At 75.1% G+C, this 19,236-nt stretch carries 14 protein-coding genes and 1 pseudogene; 5 read left to right on the forward strand and 10 right to left on the reverse strand.

Going from position 1 to position 19,236, the window contains the following annotated elements; translation table 11 throughout:
* Window position 1: 1 nt before the first annotated feature.
* Both ABT369_RS20985 and ABT369_RS20990 read left to right on the forward strand, forming a co-directional pair.
* Entirely contained in the window at window positions 2-1,333 is a 1,332-nt protein-coding gene (locus ABT369_RS20985; protein ID WP_350614114.1) for a condensation domain-containing protein, read from the forward strand.
* Window positions 1,327-2,742, forward strand: a complete 1,416-nt coding sequence (locus ABT369_RS20990) for an MFS transporter (RefSeq protein ID WP_350614116.1) — start codon at window positions 1,327-1,329, stop codon at window positions 2,740-2,742. Before ABT369_RS20985 ends, ABT369_RS20990 begins: the two co-directional genes overlap by 7 nt.
* A gap of 264 nt (window positions 2,743-3,006) precedes the next feature.
* Here the strand turns inward: ABT369_RS20990 and ABT369_RS20995 are convergent.
* From ABT369_RS20995 to ABT369_RS21020, 6 genes and pseudogenes are all read right to left on the reverse strand, one after another.
* Window positions 3,007-4,440 (reverse strand): annotated as a pseudogene (locus ABT369_RS20995) (CocE/NonD family hydrolase); the annotation flags it as partial.
* 9 nt (window positions 4,441-4,449) lie between these two features.
* The gene (locus tag ABT369_RS21000; RefSeq protein ID WP_350614117.1) at window positions 4,450-5,451 is read right to left on the reverse strand and encodes a LacI family DNA-binding transcriptional regulator; all 1,002 of its coding nucleotides are present in this window, start codon (window positions 5,449-5,451) and stop codon (window positions 4,450-4,452) included.
* Window positions 5,444-6,298 carry an ATP-binding cassette domain-containing protein gene (locus ABT369_RS21005; protein WP_350614118.1) on the reverse strand — a complete coding sequence of 285 codons (855 nt, stop codon included), beginning with the start codon at window positions 6,296-6,298 and terminating at the stop codon, window positions 5,444-5,446. Before ABT369_RS21005 ends, ABT369_RS21000 begins: the two co-directional genes overlap by 8 nt.
* Window positions 6,295-8,235 carry a dipeptide/oligopeptide/nickel ABC transporter permease/ATP-binding protein gene (locus ABT369_RS21010; RefSeq protein ID WP_350614119.1) on the reverse strand — a complete coding sequence of 647 codons (1,941 nt, stop codon included), beginning with the start codon at window positions 8,233-8,235 and terminating at the stop codon, window positions 6,295-6,297. The genes ABT369_RS21005 and ABT369_RS21010 overlap by 4 nt, the downstream gene beginning before the upstream one ends.
* A complete protein-coding gene (locus ABT369_RS21015) occupies window positions 8,232-9,182 on the reverse strand; it encodes an ABC transporter permease (protein WP_350614120.1) in 951 nt (316 codons plus the stop codon). The genes ABT369_RS21010 and ABT369_RS21015 overlap by 4 nt, the downstream gene beginning before the upstream one ends.
* A 24-nt stretch (window positions 9,183-9,206) precedes the next feature.
* Complete coding sequence (locus tag ABT369_RS21020; RefSeq protein ID WP_350614121.1) at window positions 9,207-10,754, reverse strand: ABC transporter substrate-binding protein; 1,548 nt, start codon at window positions 10,752-10,754, stop codon at window positions 9,207-9,209.
* Between the two features lie 165 nt (window positions 10,755-10,919).
* Between ABT369_RS21020 and ABT369_RS21025 the strand changes: the two genes are divergently transcribed.
* From ABT369_RS21025 to ABT369_RS21035, 3 genes are all read left to right on the forward strand, one after another.
* Window positions 10,920-12,872 carry a CocE/NonD family hydrolase gene (locus ABT369_RS21025; protein WP_350614122.1) on the forward strand — a complete coding sequence of 651 codons (1,953 nt, stop codon included), beginning with the start codon at window positions 10,920-10,922 and terminating at the stop codon, window positions 12,870-12,872.
* A 36-nt stretch (window positions 12,873-12,908) separates the two neighbouring features.
* Window positions 12,909-13,886 (forward strand): AraC family transcriptional regulator, encoded by a 978-nt coding sequence (locus ABT369_RS21030; RefSeq protein WP_350614123.1) that lies wholly within the window; start codon window positions 12,909-12,911, stop codon window positions 13,884-13,886.
* 142 nt (window positions 13,887-14,028) lie between these two features.
* Window positions 14,029-14,220 (forward strand): CsbD family protein, encoded by a 192-nt coding sequence (locus ABT369_RS21035; RefSeq protein WP_350614125.1) that lies wholly within the window; start codon window positions 14,029-14,031, stop codon window positions 14,218-14,220.
* Window positions 14,221-14,288: 68 nt separating this feature from the next.
* Here ABT369_RS21035 and ABT369_RS21040 read toward each other — a convergent pair whose 3' ends face one another.
* From ABT369_RS21040 to ABT369_RS21055, 4 genes are all read right to left on the reverse strand, one after another.
* A complete protein-coding gene (locus ABT369_RS21040) occupies window positions 14,289-15,086 on the reverse strand; it encodes a hypothetical protein (protein ID WP_350614126.1) in 798 nt (265 codons plus the stop codon).
* 105 nt (window positions 15,087-15,191) lie between these two features.
* Window positions 15,192-16,148 carry a formylglycine-generating enzyme family protein gene (locus tag ABT369_RS21045; protein ID WP_502891802.1) on the reverse strand — a complete coding sequence of 319 codons (957 nt, stop codon included), beginning with the start codon at window positions 16,146-16,148 and terminating at the stop codon, window positions 15,192-15,194.
* Complete coding sequence (locus ABT369_RS21050) at window positions 16,145-17,617, reverse strand: sulfatase family protein (RefSeq protein WP_350614128.1); 1,473 nt, start codon at window positions 17,615-17,617, stop codon at window positions 16,145-16,147. The genes ABT369_RS21045 and ABT369_RS21050 overlap by 4 nt, the downstream gene beginning before the upstream one ends.
* Window positions 17,614-19,224, reverse strand: coding sequence for a glycoside hydrolase family protein (locus ABT369_RS21055; RefSeq protein ID WP_350614129.1), 1,611 nt, complete (start codon window positions 19,222-19,224; stop codon window positions 17,614-17,616). Before ABT369_RS21055 ends, ABT369_RS21050 begins: the two co-directional genes overlap by 4 nt.
* Window positions 19,225-19,236 lie beyond the last annotated feature (12 nt).

Here is a 19,236-nt window from a genome sequence, read left to right on the forward strand (position 1 = left end):
CATGACCCGGACACTGGCCGAACCGGCCCACCGTCCTGCCAGCTACTACCAGCGGGACTGGGTGCGCGCGTGCGCGGCGGGCCGCTCGTACTACAGCCTGCCGATCGCCTGGGACGTCGAGGGCCCGCTCGACGCCGAGGCGGTGCGCGTCACGCTCGCCGGCCTCACCGACCGGCACGCCGCGCTGCGCACCGGGTTCCGGATCCGACCCGGCGGCCCCGATCCCGACGTGGACCAGATCGTCATGCCGTCGCTCGAGGCCGACCTCACGGTGCTCGACCTCGCGGGCGCGGCCGATCCGGGCGCGAGCGCGGACGCGCACATCGTCGCGGAGTCGCAGCGGCCCCGGGTGCTGGACCGCCCGCCGCTGTGGCACGCCTCGCTGCTGCGGCTCGGCCCGGACCGCTTCGTGCTGGCGCTGTTCGTGCACCACCTCATCTTCGACGGCTGGTCGCACGGCGTCCTGCACGACGAGCTGGTCCGCTCCTGCCGGGCGGTGCTGCAGGGCCGGGCGGCGCGCCTGCCCCGCCTGGCCCTGCACCTGGGCGACCACACGGCGGCCGAGCGGGCGGCGCGCGACGCCGGCCACGAGCGGTGGTGGGGCGAGCGCCTGCGCGACCTGCCGGCGCTGGCCCCGCTGCCGCCCGTCGGCGGCCGGTTCATCTGCGCACCGATCGCGCCGCTGCCCGCCCCGGCCGCCGAGGCGCTGCGCCGCGCCGCGGCCGAGCACGGCGGGGGTCTCAGCACCGCGCTGCTGGCGACGCTGCTGCTGGCCCGCCGCGCGCACGCCGGCGACGACCAGGTCGTCGGCGTCACCCGCGCGGGCCGCGACCGGCCGGGCGCCCAGCGGGTCGTCGGCCCGCTGCTCGACCATCTCCCGGTGCGGGTCGACGTGTCGCGCTCCAGGGACTTCCCGGGGCTCGTCGCCGACGTGGCCCGCGCGTACCGGGAGGCGCTCGCCCACCAGCTGCCGCTCGGCCGGATCCGTGAGGTGGTCCCCGACGACCTGACCGCACGCCGGCAGCGCCTCTTCGACACGCGGTACAACTACCTGCCGGCGGCCGCGCCCCTGGCCGCGACGCTGAGCGCGCCGGACGGCCGGACGGTGCGCATCGCCGCCCGCCCGATCGACCCGCTGCGGTTGTCCCCCCGGCACACCGAGGACCACCCCGAGGTGCTGCCGCTGTCGTACAACCTGCGCCGCGACCCCGACGGGGCCCTCGGCGGCGACGTCTGCGGGCACGACGGGCTGTACCCGCCCGAGCGGCTGGCCGCGGTCGCCGGGGAGTTCGCGGCCGTCCTCGCCGAGGCCGCGGCGGCGCTGCGATGGTGACGGCACCGGCCCGGGCGGCGACGGCGGCGGCGCTGCCCGGCCGGCGGCGGGCCACCGTGCTCATCGCGTGCGTGGCGAACTTCGTCGTGCTCGCCGACGCGACGATCGTCAACGTCGCGCTGCCGGCCATGCGGCACGACCTGCGCATCGCCCCGGCGCAGCTGCCGTGGGTGGTCGACAGCTACACGCTGGTGTTCGGCGCCTGCCTGCTCCTCGGCGGGCTGGCCGCGGACCGGGCCGGGCCCCGGCTGCCGTTCGTCGCCGGCATGGCCGTCTTCACCGCGGGCTGCGTGCTGTGCGGCCTGGCGGGCGACGCCGGGGCGCTGTTCGCCGGCCGGGCGGTGCAGGGCGCCGGCGGGGCGCTGTTCAGCCCGGCCGCGCTCGCGCTGGCCATGGCGGCGGCCGGGACCGCGGCCGAGCGCGTGCGGGTGCTGGCGCTGTGGGGCGCGCTCGGCGCCGCCGCCGTGGCCGCCGGTCCGGTGCTCGGCGGGCTCGTCACCGCGTCCCTCGGCTGGGCCGCGCTGTTCTGGCTCCCGGGCCTGCTGTGCGGGGCGGCCGCGCTCGCCGCGCTGCGGCTGCCGGCGGGCGGCGGGGACGCGCACCCGGGACCGGCCGGCGGCGACCGGGCACCGGACCGCGCGGCGTTCCCGGCCCGGCGGGTGGCGGCCGCCTGCGCCGCGACGGCGCTGTCCTGCGGGGCGCTGGTGGGGGTGAGCTACGCCGCCACCCTGTGGCTGCAGGAGGTGCTGGGCTTCGGCGTGGTCACCGCCGGGCTGTTGCTGCTGCCGCTGAGCCTGGGCATCGTGGCCGGCTCGGCCGCCGCGCCCGCGCTGCTGCGGCGGTGCGCGCCGTGGCGGCTCGCGGTGGCCGGGTCGGTGGTCACGGCCGCGGGCATCGCGGCGCTGATCCCGATGACCGCGCGGTCGCCGGTGGCATGGCCGGTCGCGGCGCTCGCGCTGCTGGCGTTCGGCTTCGGCGCGCAGTCCGTGCCGGTGACGCTCGCCGCCACGGCCGTACCGCGCCGCGCCGGGCTCGCCACGGCCGGCTACCAGACAGCAGGCCAGCTCGGGGGCGGCGTGGGCCTCGCCGCGCTGGCCGCGCTCGCGGTCGCCGCCGGCGGGGCCGCGCCCGCCGGGGCCGGCACGATCCCTGGCTACCGGGCCCTGTTCGCCGGGGCCGCGCTGGCGGCCGTCGCCGCGGCGCTGCTCGGCGCCGGGATGCGGGAGTCGGCGGCGCCGCGCTCAGAAGTCCCAGCGGCGCCGGAGGATCTCGGCCCCGTCGACGGTGACGCGGGCCGTGGCGGTGCCGGCCTCGCGGGTCAGCCGCAGCCGGACCTCCGTGCGGACCCGCTCGCCGGTGGGCAGTACGACCGTCGTGTCGGCCGCGCCCTCGACCCGGGTCGCCGCTGAGGCGTCCCGATCGGCGGCGGCGCGGACCCGATTGGCCGCGTCCACCCGCACGCCCCCGCGCGGCAGCAGCGCGCTGGTCTCGTCGCCCAGCACGACCGTGACCCGCTCCTGGGCCGGTTCCCGGACGATCTGCCACTGCGGCCGGTGCGACAGCCACGGCGACCCGGCGCCCCGGCGCGCCGGGTCCGGGGCCGGCACCGTCGCCGGCTTGCCGGCCCCGGCGGGCGCCACGGGGATCGTGAGGCCGGCCCGGCCGACCCGCAGCGTCCCCCCGCCGGCGACCGGCCACAGCCGCGGGAAGGCGCTCTCGCTCACCGCCACGCGCAGCGCGTGGCCGGCCGGCAGCTCGTGACAGGCCGGGTCCAGGACGATCCGCACCGCCGAGCGCTCGGCCGGGACGTCGGCCAGGATCCCGCCGGTGATGAGCACCGAGCGGCCGGCCGGGTCCACGTCGGTCAGCTTGACCACGACCCGGCGCGCCGACGACCAGGTCAGGTCGAGCGTCACGACCGGCCGGCCGAGCAGCAGCAGCGGCTCGCGGACCGGCTCTGCGGTGACGGTGGCCGCGCGGGTGTCGTCGTCGTGCTGGTCGAGGGCCCGTTCGGCGCCGGCCGCGGGGATGCCCCACACGCCGCTGAGCGCGCCCACGGTGGCGTCGGGCGGGGCGCTCACGCCGTCGCCGGCCCGCAGCGGGATCGCCTCGGACGCCACGTCGCCCGGCGGCCAGGCGTCGAAGTCGTGCCAGCCGGCCTCGGCGCCGGGCAGGTGCAGTGTCACGGGCGGCTCCGAGTCGACGCCGTTCGCCTCGCCGGCCAGCCACCGCCGCCACCAGCGCAGCGCCAGCGCACACGTGTCCGCGGGGTGCTCCGGCGCGTCGTCGGGGATCGTGTGCGACCACGGCCCGACGAGGAGCTTGCGCGGGCCACCGAGCCGCTCGAAGGCGCGCAGCGAGCCGTCGCAGAACATGTCCCGCCATCCCGCCACGCACAGCACCGGCACGGTGATCGCCGCGGCGTCGACCACCCGCTCGCGCCACCGCGGGTCGCCGGCCGGGTGCCGGTACAGGTCGGCGAGGTAGGGCGGCGCGTCCTCGGCGCGCCGCCGCCAGCGCCGCTGCTCGTCGGCCGCGTGGAAGTCGCCGACCGGCGGCAGGACCTGGTTGTGCAGGGTGGCCAGGCCCCACATCGCCAGGGCGGTACAGCAGCCGGGTGCGCCCCCGGGGTGCACGAAGTCGCGCTCCGGGTCGAGCATGCCCAGCACGGACACCACCGCCCGCAGCGCCGGCGGCCGGCGGGCGGCCGTGCGCAGCGCGAGCAGGGCGCCGTAGGAGAAGCCCCACATGCCGACCGCGCCGGTGGACCACGGCTGCCCGGCGGCCCAGCGCACGAGGTCGACGCCGTCGTCGGCCTCGGCCGGGTCGAACGGCGGCCGGGCGAGGCCGTCGGAGGAGCCGAGCCCGAGCGGGTCGGCGAGCACGCAGGCGATGCCGGCCGCGGCGAACTCGTGCAGCACCGCCCGGACCCCGAGGCCGCCGAGCGCGTCCTTGCGGTACGGCAGCAGGCAGACCACCACCGGGGCCGGACCGGCGCCGCGGGGCAGGAACAGGTCCGCGGACAGCGTCACGCCCGGGGTCGCCGTGGGCACCCGGGCGTCGTGGCGGACCTCGACGTCGTACCGTTCGCCGTTCGCGGGTCCCATCGGCCCTCCTCAGCTGGAGTCGCGCACGACCAGGCGAAGGCCGAGCGTGATGTGCTGCACCGACGCCGACGGGTCCGCGATGCGCTCGGCGAGCAGCCGGGCACCGATCCGCCCGGACTCCTCGAACGGCTGGCTGACGGTCGTCAGGCCGGCCGCCTCGGCGACGCTGCCGTCGTCGAAGCCCGCCACGGCGAGGTCCTCGGGCACCCGCAGCCCCTGCCGGCGGGCCTCCAGCACCAGGCCCGCCGCGAGCAGGTCGTGGTGGGCGAAGACCGCGGTCGGCGCCGGGCGCAGGGCGAGCACCTCGCCCAGGGCCCGGCGGCTGCTCACGATGTCGTTGCCGGTCAGCACCGTCGGCACCGCGGCCGCGTCGATCCCGGCGCCGGCCAGCACGCCCAGGAACCCGCGGTTGCGCCGCTGCCCCTGGGAGAGGAACGCCTGGGACTCCTGCGGCTCCTGCAGGAAGGCGAACGACGTGTGGCCGCGCTGCAGCAGGTGGCGGGCCAGCATGGCGCCGCCCTCCTCGTCGTCGATGTTGACGGTGCTGAACTCCGGCCGGGCGCTGTCCACCAGGACCGTCGGCAGCCCCCGGGTGCCCAGGTGCTCGGCGAGCTCGTCGTCCAGCGGCAGGCCCATGATGAGCAGCCCGTCGAGGCGCCCGGTCACCGGCAGCGTGCGCAGCAGCGGCGACACGCTCGCCGCGGCCGACTCGTGGTCGTAGACCACGACGTCGCGGCTCGCGCCGTCGGACTCGGCCAGCACGCCCATGAGCCGGCGGCGGAACGAGTCGTAGGAGGTGAACGGGGCGAGCACGCCGATCCGCCCGACGCCGCGCCGGGCCTGGGACACCGCGACGCCCTTGGGCACGAACTGCAGCTCCTCGATCGCGCGCAGGACGCGCTCGCGCGTCTTGGCGTTCACCCGGCTCGGCCGGTTGATCGTCTGCGAGACCGTGGAGATGCTCACCTTGGCGTGGGCGGCCACGTCGTAGATGGTGACGGCGTCAGACACGGCTGGGCTCACCCGGCTCCCAGCCCTGGGGTCGGGCCAGGTGGCCGGCCGCCGCGCGGCGCCGTCGCTGCTCGACCGGGTCGGGCACGGGCGCCGCGGCGAGCAGCGCCCGCGTGTAGGGGTGCTGCGGCTGTTGCGTCACGCGCGCCGCCGGGCCGGTTTCCATCACCCGGCCACGGTAGAGCACGACCACCCGGTCGGCGGCGTGCCGGATCAGCGCCAGGTCGTGCGTGATGAACAGGTAGCCGATCCCGGACTCGCGCTGCAGGCCGCGCAGCAGGTTGAGCACCTGCGCCTGGACGGACAGGTCCAGGGCGCTGGTGGGCTCGTCGCACACGATGAGGCGCGGGCCGGCGACGAGCGCCCGCGCGACGGCGATGCGCTGGCGCTGGCCGCCGGAGAACTCGTCCGGGTAGCGCTCGGCGGCGTCCGCCGGCAGCCCGACCCGGCCCAGGACCTCGGCGACGCGCTCGCCGGCGCCCGCCGCGCCGCCGTGCGCGAGCAGCGGCTCGACCAGCGTCTGGCGGATGGTGCGGGACGGGTTGAGCGAGCCGTACGGGTCCTGGAAGATCGGCTGGATGGAGCGGGTCAGCTCGCGCCGGCGGCGCCGCCCGGCCGCCGTGATGTCCTCGCCGTCGAAGCGGACGCTGCCCCCGGTCGCGGGGACCAGTCCCAGCACCACGTTGCCGATCGTCGACTTGCCCGAGCCGCTCTCCCCGACCAGCGCGACCGTCTCGCCGGGCGCGACCGTCAGGCTCACGTCGCGCACCGCGTCCGGCGGCCGGCGCCGGCCCCGGCCGTAGTTCACGGTCAGCCCCCGCAGCTCCAGCAGCGCCTCGCCGTTCACAGCGCCGCCACCTCCTCCGCGCGGATGCAGCGGGTCACGCGGTCGCCGGACCCGCCCGTCAGCGGGATGGTCCCCGCGGCGCACTCGTCGGCCGCGAACCGGCACCGGGGGCGGAACCGGCAGCCCGGCGACCATCGCCCGGGCGACGGGACGGTCCCGGCGATGGTCGGCAGGTCCTGCCCGGCCACCGCGAGGTGCGGGTTGGCCTCGAGCAGGGCGCGCGTGTACGGGTGACGCGGATCGGCGTAGAGGTCCTCGACGCCGGCCTGCTCGACGACCTCGCCCGCGTAGACCACGACCGCGCGGTCGCAGATGTCGGCCAGCACGCCCCAGTCGTGCGTGACCAGGATGACGGCCATGCCGAGGCGGCGGCGCAGGTCGCGCAGCAGGTCGAGGATCTCGGCCTGGACGGTGACGTCCAGCGCGGTGGTGGGCTCGTCGGCGACGAGCAGCTCGGGCTTCCCGGCGAGCGCGAGGGCGATGGCGACCCGTTGCGCCATCCCGCCGGACAGCTCGTGCGGGTAGCGGCGCGCGACCCGCTCGGGGTCGGTGAGCCGGACGGTGCGCAGCAGCTCGACCGCCTCGCGGGCGGCCTGTCGCCGGCTCATCGGGGTGTGCCGGCGGATCACCTCGGCGACCTGGCCGCCGACGCGGAACGCGGGGTCCAGGCCGCTTCCCGGCTCCTGCGACACCAGCGCGATGCGCCGGCCCCGGACGCGGCCGAACCCGCGCTCGTCGAGCCGGGTCAGGTCGAGGACCGGCCCGGCGCCGGGGCGGAAGCGGGCGGCGCCCGCGGTCACCGCGCCGCCGGCCGGCAGCAGGCCGAGCAGGCTGCGCGCGATCATCGTCTTGCCCGAGCCGGACTCGCCGATGACGCCGACGCACTCCCCCGCCGCGACCGAGAAGCTCACGTCGCGCACGACCGTGACCGGGCCGCCGGGTGCGGAGAACTCGATCGTGAGCCCGTCCACCGACAGCAGCGGCGCCGGGCTCTCCGCCGGCTCCTCCGGGGCGGCCGGCGCGGTGTGCGGCCGCGCCGGGCGCGGCCGGGCCACCGGCTCGCGGTGCTCGGCGGTGACGTCGCGGACCGCGTCGCCGAAGACGCCGAGGGCCAGGACGGTCAGGGTGAGCATCGCGCCGGTGGGGACGGCCAGCCACAGGTCCTCGCCGGTGACCTGGGCCGCCTGCGCGATCATGTTGCCCCAGCTCGGGCCCTCGGTCTCGGGGGCACTGAGGCCGAGGAACGACAGCGCGCCCTGGACCAGCACGGCGGTCGCGGCGAACAGCGAGACCTGCACGAGGATCGGGCCGGCGAGGCGGGGCAGGACGTGGCGGACCATGATGCGCGCCTCGCCCAGGCCGGACAGGCGCGCGGCCCGCACGTACAGCTCCCGCTTGACGCTCATGGTGACCCCGCGGGCGACGCGCAGCAGCATCGGCGCCGAGATCACGCCCAGCACGACCATGGTGGCGGCCGTGTTGCCCGGGAAGACCGCGAGCACCATCAGCAGCATGACGATGCCCGGCAGCGCGAGCAGCAGGTCGGCCAGCCACGAGATCGCGCGGTCGGCCCAGCCGCCGAGATGCCCGGCCGTGACGCCGAGGGTCACGCCGAGCACGACGAACACCGCGACCGCCTCGACCACGCTGACGAGCGTGACCTGGGCGCCGTAGAGCAGCCGGCTGAGCACGTCGCGGCCCAGCCGGTCGGTGCCGAGCCAGTGCGCCGCGCCCGGCCCGGCCAGCGCCGCGGCCAGGTCCTGCCGCTCGGGGTCGGCCGGGGCCACCCACCGCACGCACACCGTGGCGGCGGTCAGGGCGAGCAGGAACGCCCCGGCGGCCAGCCCCGGGCCGGAGCGCCACAGCCGGCGCCAGCGCGAGCGCCGGGCGGGGCGCACGGACGGGGGCGCGTCGGTCGCGATCAGGGAGATGCTCATGCGGCACGCACCTTCGGGTCGAGCCAGCGGTACGCCAGGTCCACCAGCAGGTTCACGATGATCACGACGACGGTGAAGCAGAACGCCACCCCGGTGATGACCGGCAGGTTGTGGCCGCCGGTCGCGGTGACCGCCTGCTGGCCGAGGCCCGGCACGGAGAAGATGCCCTCGATGAGGACCGCGCCGCTGAGGAGGTTGACGAACAGCAGCCCCAGCATCGTGACCACCGGGATGGCGGCGTTGCGCAGCGCGTGCTTGTAGAGGATCGAGCGCAGCGGCAGGCCCCGGGCCCGCAGCATCGTGACGAACTCCTGGGACAGCACCGCCGCCATCGAGTCGCGGGTCTGCTTGGCGACGAAGGCGATCGACCCCGCCGAGAGCGTGAGCACCGGCAGCGCGATCGCGCGCAGCCAGCCCGCCGGGTCACGCCCCGGGTCGACGTAGCCGCCGGAGGGCAGCCAGGCCAGGCGCACGGCGAACAGCTCGACGACGAGCAGCGCCAGCCAGAAGCTCGGCACCGCGAGACCGGCCAGCGACACCGCGTCCAGCAGCCGGCCGGCCGGGCCGCGGCGCCGCGCCCCGGCGACGCCGAGCCAGGTGCCGGCGACGGCCGAGACGAGCACCGTGCCGACGATCACGGACAGGCTTGGCAGGAGCCGGTCGCCGACGATCTCGGCGACCGGCTGCCCGCTGAACAGGTCCCGGCCCAGGCTGCCGTGGAACAGCTCGCCGAGCCAGTGCCAGTACCGCACGTACAGCGGCTCGTCGATGCCGAGCAGCTCGCGGGTGCGGGCGTACTGCTCGGGGGTGTAGCTGCCCGACTGGCTGCTGAGGATGGACGTCGCCGCGTCCCCCGGCGCGAGCGACACGAGCACGAAGGACAGGGCGGTGACCACGAACAGCAGCGCCACCGACGAGGCGAGCCAGCGCAGCACGGCGCGGAGCATGGCGGGCCGACCTTTCTGCGCCGGCTAGGCCGCCGGCACGATCTCGTAGAGCGACAGCAGCGGCTCCTTCGGCGAGGTCGCGATCCCGCCGACCGTGTTGCGGGCGTAGTACGGCAGCCCGGTCATGACCACCGGCACGAACCACGCCTGGGTGGTCAGGTACGCCACGACGCCGCGGTCCGCCGCGGTCTTGGGGTCGCCGGTGCTGCTCGCCGCCTCGTCGTAGCGCGACTGCAGGGCCGGGTCGGCGTACTTCAGCGGATTGAACGCCGCGGAGGGCAGGAACAGCGACGGCCCCTCCATCCAGATCGGGATCTGGCCGAAGGCGGTCATGAACGCGGGGAACTTCCCGCCGAACGCGTCCGCCGCGTACTGGTTGGCGTTGGCGTAGTCGGTGATGCGCAGGTCGACCCCGATCTGCTTCCACTGCTGCGCCAGCGCCTGGGCCACCAGGTGCAGCTGCTGGTACTCGGGGGTGACGACGGCCAGCGTGAAGCCGCCGCCGTAGCCGGCCTCGGCGAGCAGGGCCTTGGCCTTGTCGAGCTGGTAGGGGTAGGCGGCGGCGAGGCTGTCGTCGTATCCGTAGCCGCCGGGGACGGTGACCTGGTGCGCGGGCTCCCCGACGCCGCCGAACAGCGCCTTGGCGATCGCGGCCCGGTCGGTGGCGAAGTTCAGCGCCTGCCGCACGCGCACGTCGCCGAGCGGCTTGGCGAGCGTCCCGCCGCGGTCGGCCAGCACCACGCCGTTCCACAGGAACAGCGAGGAGGCGACGGTGAGCCCGGCCTGCTTGGCGGCGGCGACGGTGGACGGGTCGCCGACGGCGACGTCGGCCTGGCCGGTCTTGAGCGCGTTGAGCACAGCCTGCGGGGTCGTGATGACCCGGATCACCACCTTGCGCCAGCGCACCGCCGGGGCGTTGTAGTAGTGCGGGTTCGGCACGTAGGTGTAGTGGTCACCGGCGACGGTCTGCTGGGGGTCGAGCATGTACGGCCCCGCGCCGACGGTCGTGGTGCCCAGCGCGCCCGGGTCGGCCAGCCCGCCGCTGCCGATGACCCCGCCGATGATGAAGTCCTGCGTGAGCATGACCGGGAAGTCGGGGTTCGGCGCCGGCGAGGTGATGGTGACCGTCGCGGGGTCGGTCGCGGTGAAGGTGCAGCCGGCCAGCAGCGGCGCCATCTGCCCGGCGGAGCTGACCACGTACTTGAGGTGGTCGACGACGTTCTGGGCGCTCAGCGGCGAGCCGTCGGAGAAGGTGACGCCGGGGCGCAGCTTGAGCACGAAGGTCTTGTTGCCCGTCCCCTCGTACGACCACGACTCGGCGAGGCCGGGCGTGAGCGTGCCGTCGGACTTGCGCACGATGAGCGGCTCGTAGGCCAGGTTCTCCAGCCAGCTGTTGTTCTGCGCGGTCTTCGCCGGGTCCAGGGTCTGCGGCGGCGAGGCGGTGACCACGGTCAGCGTGTTGCCGACGGTCTGGTTCGCCTCCGGTGTGGAGCCACAGCCGGAGACCGATAACGCGGCGATGAGCGACAGGGCGGGTATGGCCCGGTCGATGACTCTGCGGCACGTCCGCACGACTCCTCCTACGGGTAGCTGCGGGTTCGCGGGGCCTGTGAGTGGGGTGTTACACCGACGCAATGCCTAGGTAACAACGGCCGTCGATCAAGTGTCAAGACCTTTCTGCGAAGCACTTCGCATCGCTATGGTGGAGCTCCGGTCCCGCGAGCCTCGGAGGACGACGTGTTCCTTGATCGCGACGGCGCCACCTTCCGCACCCGGGTCCACCGCGACATCCGGATCCCCACCGCCGATCCCGCGGTGACGCTCTCGGGCGACCTCTACCGCCCGGTGACCGGCGAGGCCGTGCCCGGTCTGGTCACCGTGCAGCCCTACCGCAAGGACTTCCTCGCCGGCTCCTCCTACGCCGGACCGGCCCGGTGGTTCGCCGAGCGGGGCTACGCGAGCCTCGTCGTCGACCATCGCGGCACCGGCGCCTCCGACGGCCGGCGCCGGGCCGAGTTCGACCGCGGCGAGGGCGACGACGCGCTCGCGGCCATCGACTGGATCGCGGCCCAGCCCTGGTGCACCGGCGCGGTCGGGGCCTGGGGCGTGTCGTACGCGGCGAACACCACCCTGCGCGTGGCCAGCCTGCGCCCCGCGCACCTGCGGGCGGCCGTCGCCATCGCGCACGGCCTCGACGCCGCGCGCGACAGCATCCACCCCGACGGCGCCCGCGGCGACCTGCACGCCCTGGCCAACCGCGGCAGCGCCATGCTGCTGCAACAGCTGCTGCCGCCGCTGGCCGGCTACGCCGCCGCCGACGCGCAGCACCGCTGGCGGACCCGGCTGCGCACGCAGCGGCCGATGGTCCTGGACTACGCCCGGTCCCCGGCCGACGACCCGGTCTGGGCCGAGCGGGCGATCGACGGGAGCCGCATCGTGGTGCCGGTGCTGTGCGCCGGCGGCTGGCGCGACAGCTTCACCCACGCGGTCATCGACGCCTACGAGCGCATCCGCGGCCCGAAGCGGCTGGTCATGGGGCCGTGGGGTCATGTCATGCCGCAGGACTCGGCCCACCACCCGGTCGCCTTCCTCGAGCTCATGGCGCAGTGGTGGGACCACTGGCTGCGCGGCGTGCCCAACGACGTCATGGCGGCCCCGCCGGTCGTGCTGCACCTGGACGGCCCGCGGCCGCGCTGGCGCGGCTACGCCCAGTGGCCCCCGCCCGGACGCGGCACCGTGCTCGCCGCCGACGGCGACGCGCTCGTGCCGGCGACGCCGGACGCCCCGCGCCGGCCGCCCGGCCCGCACGTGCCGGACCCGAGCGTCGGCACGCTGCGCGGCCTCGCCGGCATGGGGCTGGGCGAGGCGTGCCCGCCGCAGGACCAGCACGACGACGACCTGCGCTCGCTCTGCGCGACCGGCGCCCCGATCGAAGCCGACCTGCTGCTGGCCGGGCGCCCGGAGGTGCTCGTCCGGTTCGCCCCGGACGAGCACGGCCGGATCGTGCCGCCGCCCCGGCTCGTCGGCCGCCTCTGCGGCGTCGACCCGAGCGGCCGCTCGACGCTGATCACCGCCGGCACCCTGCGGCCGGGCACCGCCGAGGCGGAGCAGACGATCCCGCTGCGCCCGGTGCACCACCGGGTGCCGGCCGGCACCCGGCTGCGCATCGCGCTCGGCACCGCCGACTTCCCGCGGCTCACGCCGCTGTGCGGCGAGGACGCCGTGCGCGTCGCCGGGCTGCGGCTGGTCCTGCCGGTCGGCGACGAGCACGCCGGCACGGACGTGGAGCTTCCGCCGGCGGACGCGACCGGCCGCCCCGCCGCCGCGGCGCCGAGCTGGCGGGTCGAGCGCGATCACACCCGCGGGGCGGCGACGGTGAGCGTCACGAGCGAGGTGCCGCACACGGTCAGCGCGGACGGGCACGTCTACCGCCTCACCAGCCGCCTGCGGGCGCACCTGCCGGGCGGCGCGCCGCAGGCCGTGGTGACCAGCGGCACCCAGACGGCGGAGGTGTGGCTGGAGACCGGCGAGCGGGTCTTCGCCAGCGCGTCGGTGCGGTGCACGCAGGACGCGCTGCGGGCCCACGGCGTCGTGCGCATCGGCGCGCTCACGCTCTTCGAGGCGACCTGGACGGCGGAGCTGACCCGCGAGGCGCGAAGGCCTTGTTCGTCAGCCGTAACCGTCAGGTAACCATGGGTATCGGTCCGCGTGCCACGCTCGGAGCCGATGTCCGAGTTGCCTCTGGACCGGCACGTCGTCGCCCGCGGCACCGACCGCGACGACGTGAACGACCAGTTCGCCCGCGAGCTGCCGGACCACCGCCTCGAAGACGGCCCCGGGGGCCTGCGGCTCGACGCCCGGCTGCACGCCGTGCGGCTGCCGCACGTCGTCGCGCTGTACCTGTCGTACGGCTGCGAGGTCCGCTGCTCCTATGACAGCACCGCCACGTCGGTGTGGATCCAGCTGCCGGTCTCGGGCAGCCTGCGGGTGCGGGTCAGCGGCACCGACCTGCTGTGCACCACCGCCCAGGCATCGGTGACCTCCGGGTCCGGGCGGGTGGCGATGGCGTGGAGCCGCGACTGCGCGGCGCTGGCCTTCCACATCCAGCGGCGCGCGCTGGAGGACGAGCTGGAGTCGCTCATCGACGGCCCGGTCGGCCCGCCGCTGCGCTTCGAGCCGGTGATGGACCTGGCCGGCGAGCGCGTGCGGTCCTGGTTCGCGATCGCCACGGCGTTCACCCGGGAGCTCAACGCCGGCGGCCTGCTCGAGCACCCCCGGCTGGTGCTGCACACCGAGCGGCTGCTGCTGCGCGGGCTGCTGCTGTCCCAGCCGCACAGCCACTCGGCGCTGCTGCGCGACGATCTGCCGGAGTCCACGCCGTGGCACGTGCGCACCGCCGTGCGGCTGCTGGAGGACCGGCCCGAACGCGACTTCAGCGCCGCCTCGCTGGCCCGGGACGTCGGGGTCAGCCCGCGCGCGCTGCAGGACGGCTTCCGCCAGCACCTCAACGCCTCCCCCATGCAGTATCTGCGCACCGCGCGGCTCAACCGGGTGCGCGCCGACCTGCTGGCCACCACGCCGGCGACCGCGACCGTCGCCGACGTCGCGCACCGCTGGGGGTTCACGCATCTCGGCCGGTTCGCGCAGTACTACCGCGCCCGCTACGGCGAGTCCCCGTCGGACACGCTGCGCGCCGCCGGCTGAACGCGCCACCCTGGCCGGTGGGTCTTCGGCGGGTGCGACGGCGCCGCCGCGGGTGTTTCGGGGCCGCCGGTGCGGGCATTCGGGTGAGCAACGGCGCCGGTGCGATCCGCATCGGCGTGAGCGACCGAGACGGGAGGGCTCGATGAGCTTCCAGGACAAGGTCCAGCACAAGGCCGAAGAGGCCAAGGGCGCCGCCAAGGACAAGGTCGGCGACATGACCGACGACGAGCGTCTGCAGGCTGAGGGCCGGTCCGAGCAGAGCTCCGCGAACGTGAAGCAGGCCGGGGACAAGGTCAAGGACGCGGCCGCGAAGGCCAAGGACGCCCTGAGCTGACCCGGCGCCAGCCGCGACAGGCGTTCGCGGGCAGCGCGGCGAGAAGCGGCCGCGCTGCCCGCGGGCGGTCAGCTCGGCACCGGTACCCGGACCTTGATGCAGTGCACCGGCGGGTTCAGGCCCCGCTGCGACCAGGTGCAGCCGTTGCCCCACGCCGTGCCGGTGACGTGGGTCTCCGGCAGGTTGTCGATGAGGTCGTAGTCCGAGCAGTGCGACAGGCTCGACGCCGGGGTGGCGGCGAGGATCGCGCCCGAGCCGCAGGCCGGCTCCAGCAGCGTCAGCCACGACCGGATCAGGCGCTGCCCCGCCGGGGTGTCGTCCCACCCGAAGTAGTCGAGGTGCACGCCGCCGATGGTGATCCAGGCGCCCCAGTCCTCGCCGTCGTAGCCGTCGTAGTACTTCCACCGGGCGCCGTTGCCCTCGGTGCGGATGAAGGCGTCCGTGTACGACGACGGCACGTCGATGACGTTGCAGTTGGTCTTGCTGTCGTGGGCGGTCGAGTCGCGGCACAGCACCGCGGTGACCGCCCCGGTCGAGGCCGGCAGCCCGCTGACCTGCACGGTGGTGCCGCTGCCGCACGACCAGTGCTCGGTCGTGGCCGCGGCGGTCCACTTCACGTAGGCGCACTTGCCGTCGGCGGCGGTGTCGGTGACGTTGAGGACGAAGGCGCGCGTGCCGACGGCGTCCCAGCCGTTGGCGACCAGCCGGGCGCCCGGCACGTCGAGCTTGACCTGGATGCTGGTGCCGCCGGTGTACTCCCACGAGCCGGACCAGCCGGCCCCGGAGACCGCGGCGAACGCGGGCTGGGGAACGATCACGGCCACCGCCACGACGGCGGCGGCGATGAGCACTCGAGTCGATCTCATAGCCGCCGAGTGTGCACAGCCGCACACGCGCGGTCGCGTGACTGTCGCCGTTGCGACGACCCGGGCCGCGACCGCGTGCGGCCGCGGCCCGGGTCAGGCGCCCGGTCAGGCGGCGCAGCGGAAGCCCACGTGGCCGGTGGCGCTGTCGGGGGTGGACGAGGTGCGGGCGGCCACCCGGTAGCGGTTGCAGTACGACTCGTGGCACAGGTACGAGCCGCCACGCATCACGCGGGCCGTGCCGTCGGGCGGGCCCGCCGGGTCGAGCCGGGTCGCGTCGGAGGGCTCGGCGTGCCAGGCCGGGCTGAACCAGTCGGCGCACCACTCCCAGACGTTGCCCGACGTGTTGAACAGGCCGAAGCCGTTCGGGCGGTAGGCGTCCACGGGCGCGGTGTCCAGGTAGCCGTCGGCCGCCGTGTTGCGGCGCGGGAACTCGCCCTGCCACGTGTTGCAGCGGTGCGTCCCGCGCGGCGTGAACTCGTCGCCCCACGGGAACCGGGCCTGCTCCAGTCCCCCGCGGGCCGCCTTCTCCCACTCGGCCTCGGTGGGCAGGCGCTTGCCGGCCCAGGCCGCGTAGCAGGCGGCGTCGGTCCACGACACGTGCACGACCGGGTGGTTGCGCCGCTCGCCGATGCCCGAGCCCGGGCCGGCCGGGTGGCGCCAGTCCGCCCCCTCGACCGGCAGCCACCACTGCGGCACCGCAGCCGACCGGCCGGCCAGCACCCGCTGCGCCGCCTCGCCCCGCACCAGCAGGTGGAACACGAAGCTCCAGCCGAAGCGCTCGGCCTCGGTCACGTAGCCGGTCGCCTTGACGAACCGGGCGAACTGCGCGTTGGTGACCGCCGCCGGGTCGATGTGGAACGCCGACACGCGCACCTCACGCACCGGGCCCTCCCCGTCGTCGGGGAACGCGTCCGGGTCGTCGCCGCCCATGAGGAACGGGCCCTCCGGGATCGCCACCATGCCCTTGAGCACCTCGGCGCGGGTGCGTTGCGGCACGGCGAACGGAATTTCGAGGGGTACGTCCGGAGCCCGGTCGTCGGCGGGCGGGTTGCAGCAGCTCACGCGGACAAACCTACGTCGAACGGCAACCCGCTTCCCGGGTCGCGGCAGATCTCGCGCAGCCGTGCGTAGAGCGCGGCGACGACGGCCGGGTGCTGGTCCCACAGGTTCGTGGTCTCGCGCGGGTCCTCGGCCACGTCGTAGAGCTGGCCCCGCGGGTGCGCGGCGTCCCACGGCGGGGCGGCGTGCGCCTTGCCGGTGCCGGTGGCGAACAGGTCGCTGATCGAGGGCTCGGAGAAGCCGCCGCCGGAGCCGGCCGAGAAGATCGCCTTCCACCGCCCGGCCCGCAGCGCGAACCGGCCGCCGAGGCTGTGGTGGACGATCGGGCGCTCGGGGTCGCCCGGCTCCGCGCCGGTGAGCACGGGCAGGATGTCGCGGCCGTCCTCGCACGCCACGGACCGCCCGGCGGCCGCGGCCGCGGTCGGCAGGACGTCGGTCAGGCAGATCGGGGCGTCCACGACCGAGCCCGCCGGGATGCGGCCGGGCCAGCGGGCGATGAACGGCTCCCGGTGCCCGCCGTCCCAGAGGTCGCCCTTCTGCCCGCGCCAGTCGCCGTTGGGCGCGTGCCGCGCGGGGTCGCCGTCGTCGGTGAAGTACGTGACGGCGCCGTTGTCGCTCGTGACGATGAACAGGGTGTCGTCGAGCCGGCCGGTGCGCTCCAGGGCGGCGCGCAGCTCGCCGACGGCCCAGTCGACCAGGCACACGCCGTCGGCGCGGTCGCCGAGGCCGGAGCGGCCGGCGATGAAGTCCGGCGGCACGTTGGGCCGGTGCGGGGCGCTGGGCGCGAGGTAGCACAGGAACGGGCCGGTCTGCTCCTCGACGAAGGCGACCGCCGCGCGGGTGAAGGCGACGTCGGCGTCCTGCTCCCGGAAGCCGTCGGCCTGCAGGCCGGGGCGCTGCTCGGTGAGGTACACCTCCTTCTCCTTCGACGGCACGCCGACCGTGCGGTCCTGGTCGATGAACGCGTAGGGCGGCATGTCGAGCGAGCCGGCGATGCCGAAGAAGCGGTCGAAGCCCAACGACGTGGGGCCCCCGGTGACCGGTGCGGTGTAGTCGATGTCCCGGCCGAAGTCGGTCTCGAGGTCGTCGTGCAGCGGTGCGCCGGGGGTGAACGCCGAGCGGACCGAGCCGTCGGTGTGCCGCCAGCCGAGGCCCAGATGCCACTTGCCGAAGGCGCCGCAGGTGTACCCCGCGTCGCCCAGCACGCTCGCCAGGGTGGGACGGTCGGGCTCGATGATGGCCGGCCCGTGCCCCATGAGCACGAAGTTCTTCAGCGGCCCGCGCCAGGCGTAGCGGCCGGTCATGAGCGCGTACCGGCTGGGGGTGCACACCGCCGAGGCGGAGTGGCAGTCGGTGGCGCGCACCCCCTCGGCGGCGAGCCGGTCGACGTTCGGGGTGGGGATCGCCGAGCCGTAGCAGCCCAGGTCCCCCCAGCCCATGTCGTCGGCCAGCACGACCACGACGTTGGTCATGTCCAGCAGCTCCCGTCGGTGCTCTTGACGATGCGGACCGCGTTGGTGGTGGCCGGGTCGACGGTGAACCGGCTCGCGTCGGCCTGGCAGGCGCCGTCGGTGAAGACGTTGACGAAGTTCACGTTGCGCGCCTTGTGGGTGCTGTCGATGCCCTGCACGATGCTCGGGTACTGGTAGTTCGTCTGGGCGTGGATGTTGCGGAAGATGAGCTGGTCGAGCTCGCCGTAGCCCAGCGCCGGGTCGTACCACTTGTTGTTGTCGACCGCGAGGTAGAACAGCCGCCAGTTGGCGTTCTCGACCCGGATGTTCTCGAACAGGTAGCGGCTCGGCGTCCCCGGCCCGGCGTGCAGGGCGCGGAAGATGCCGGACTTCTGGATCTGGTAGTGCTCGGCGTGGATGACGTCGTTGTCGTACACGTGGAAGTTGGTGGGGCTGTTCGCCAGGTTCCAGCTGATCATGAACGGTGCGCCGTTCTCCAGCTGCCAGACGGTGTTGTTGCGGGTCACCTGATCGCCCCAGAACAGCTTGATCGAGTCGTCGTTGGACTTGACGAAGTTGTTCTCCACGAGGGACTTGTTGCCGGCGACCATGCCGTCGGTGCTGTACCACCACGACATCGTCTTGACGTTCTCGATGGTGGTGTACTGCGCGAGCGCCCGGACGTTGAACCGGGGCGCGTTGACGAACGTGACGCCCTCGACGAGCAGGTTCTGCGAGGACTGGTCGGCGATGTCGATCATGCCGGGCTGGTTCTTGTTGAGCTCCTGGTCGCCGAGGTCCATGAACTTGCCGTCGAACACGCCGCGGCCCTTGATGGTGACGTTGCTGACCGGCCCGTTGGCGATGAACGCGCCCTTCACCCAGGCGCCGCCGGCGAGGTAGATCGTCGTGTTCGACGTGATGACGTTGCCGGAGCCGATGGTGTGCACGCCGGGGCCGAAGTAGAGCACGTTCGGGTCGCCGGTCGCGGGCGGCACGTCGTTCTCCGGCGGGTTGGCGAAGACCAGCATCGGGTGCAGGATCGGGTTGTGGATGTTCGGGGCGAACTCCACCGAGACGTTCTTCGGGTTGGACATGGTGAACGTGCACGTGTTGCCGGCGAACGAGGTGGCGATCGCCGCGGACTGGGGCCGGACCTGGCAGCCGGTCAGGCCGCTCTGCCCCACCGCGGTCACCCGCACCGTGACGGAGCCGGCGAAGGAGAAGCTCGTCCAGGAGGTGTCGGCCTCGCGGTTGGTGTCGGTCTTCGCGGCCGTCGTCTTGTAGACGAACGACGACTGGTTGTCGACGGTGGCGGTGTACCAGTTCGACGCGGCGACGCCGGCCGGTCCCGGGTAGAGGCTCAGCGCCGGCCCGGCGCCGGGGGTGATGTCGCCGTAGGGCAGGGTGGCGCGGTGCGCGGCCACGTCGTTCAGCGTCGCCGCGGTCGAGCTCGCGATGCTGCTCGCGATCGAGTCGACGGTGCTGATGGAGCCGTTGATGTTCGTGACGGTGCCGCCGAAGTCGTACTGCTTGCCGGTGTAGGGCGCGCCGTTGGCGGAGGCGGGGTCGGCGGCCAGCGCCACCAGGACGACGACGGCGAGGCCCGCGATGAAGGACTTTCGCATTGCAGCTCCCGA

The sequence above is a fragment of the Dactylosporangium sp. NPDC000244 genome, assembly GCF_040300725.1.
Taxonomy (GTDB): Bacteria; Actinomycetota; Actinomycetes; order Mycobacteriales; family Micromonosporaceae; genus Dactylosporangium.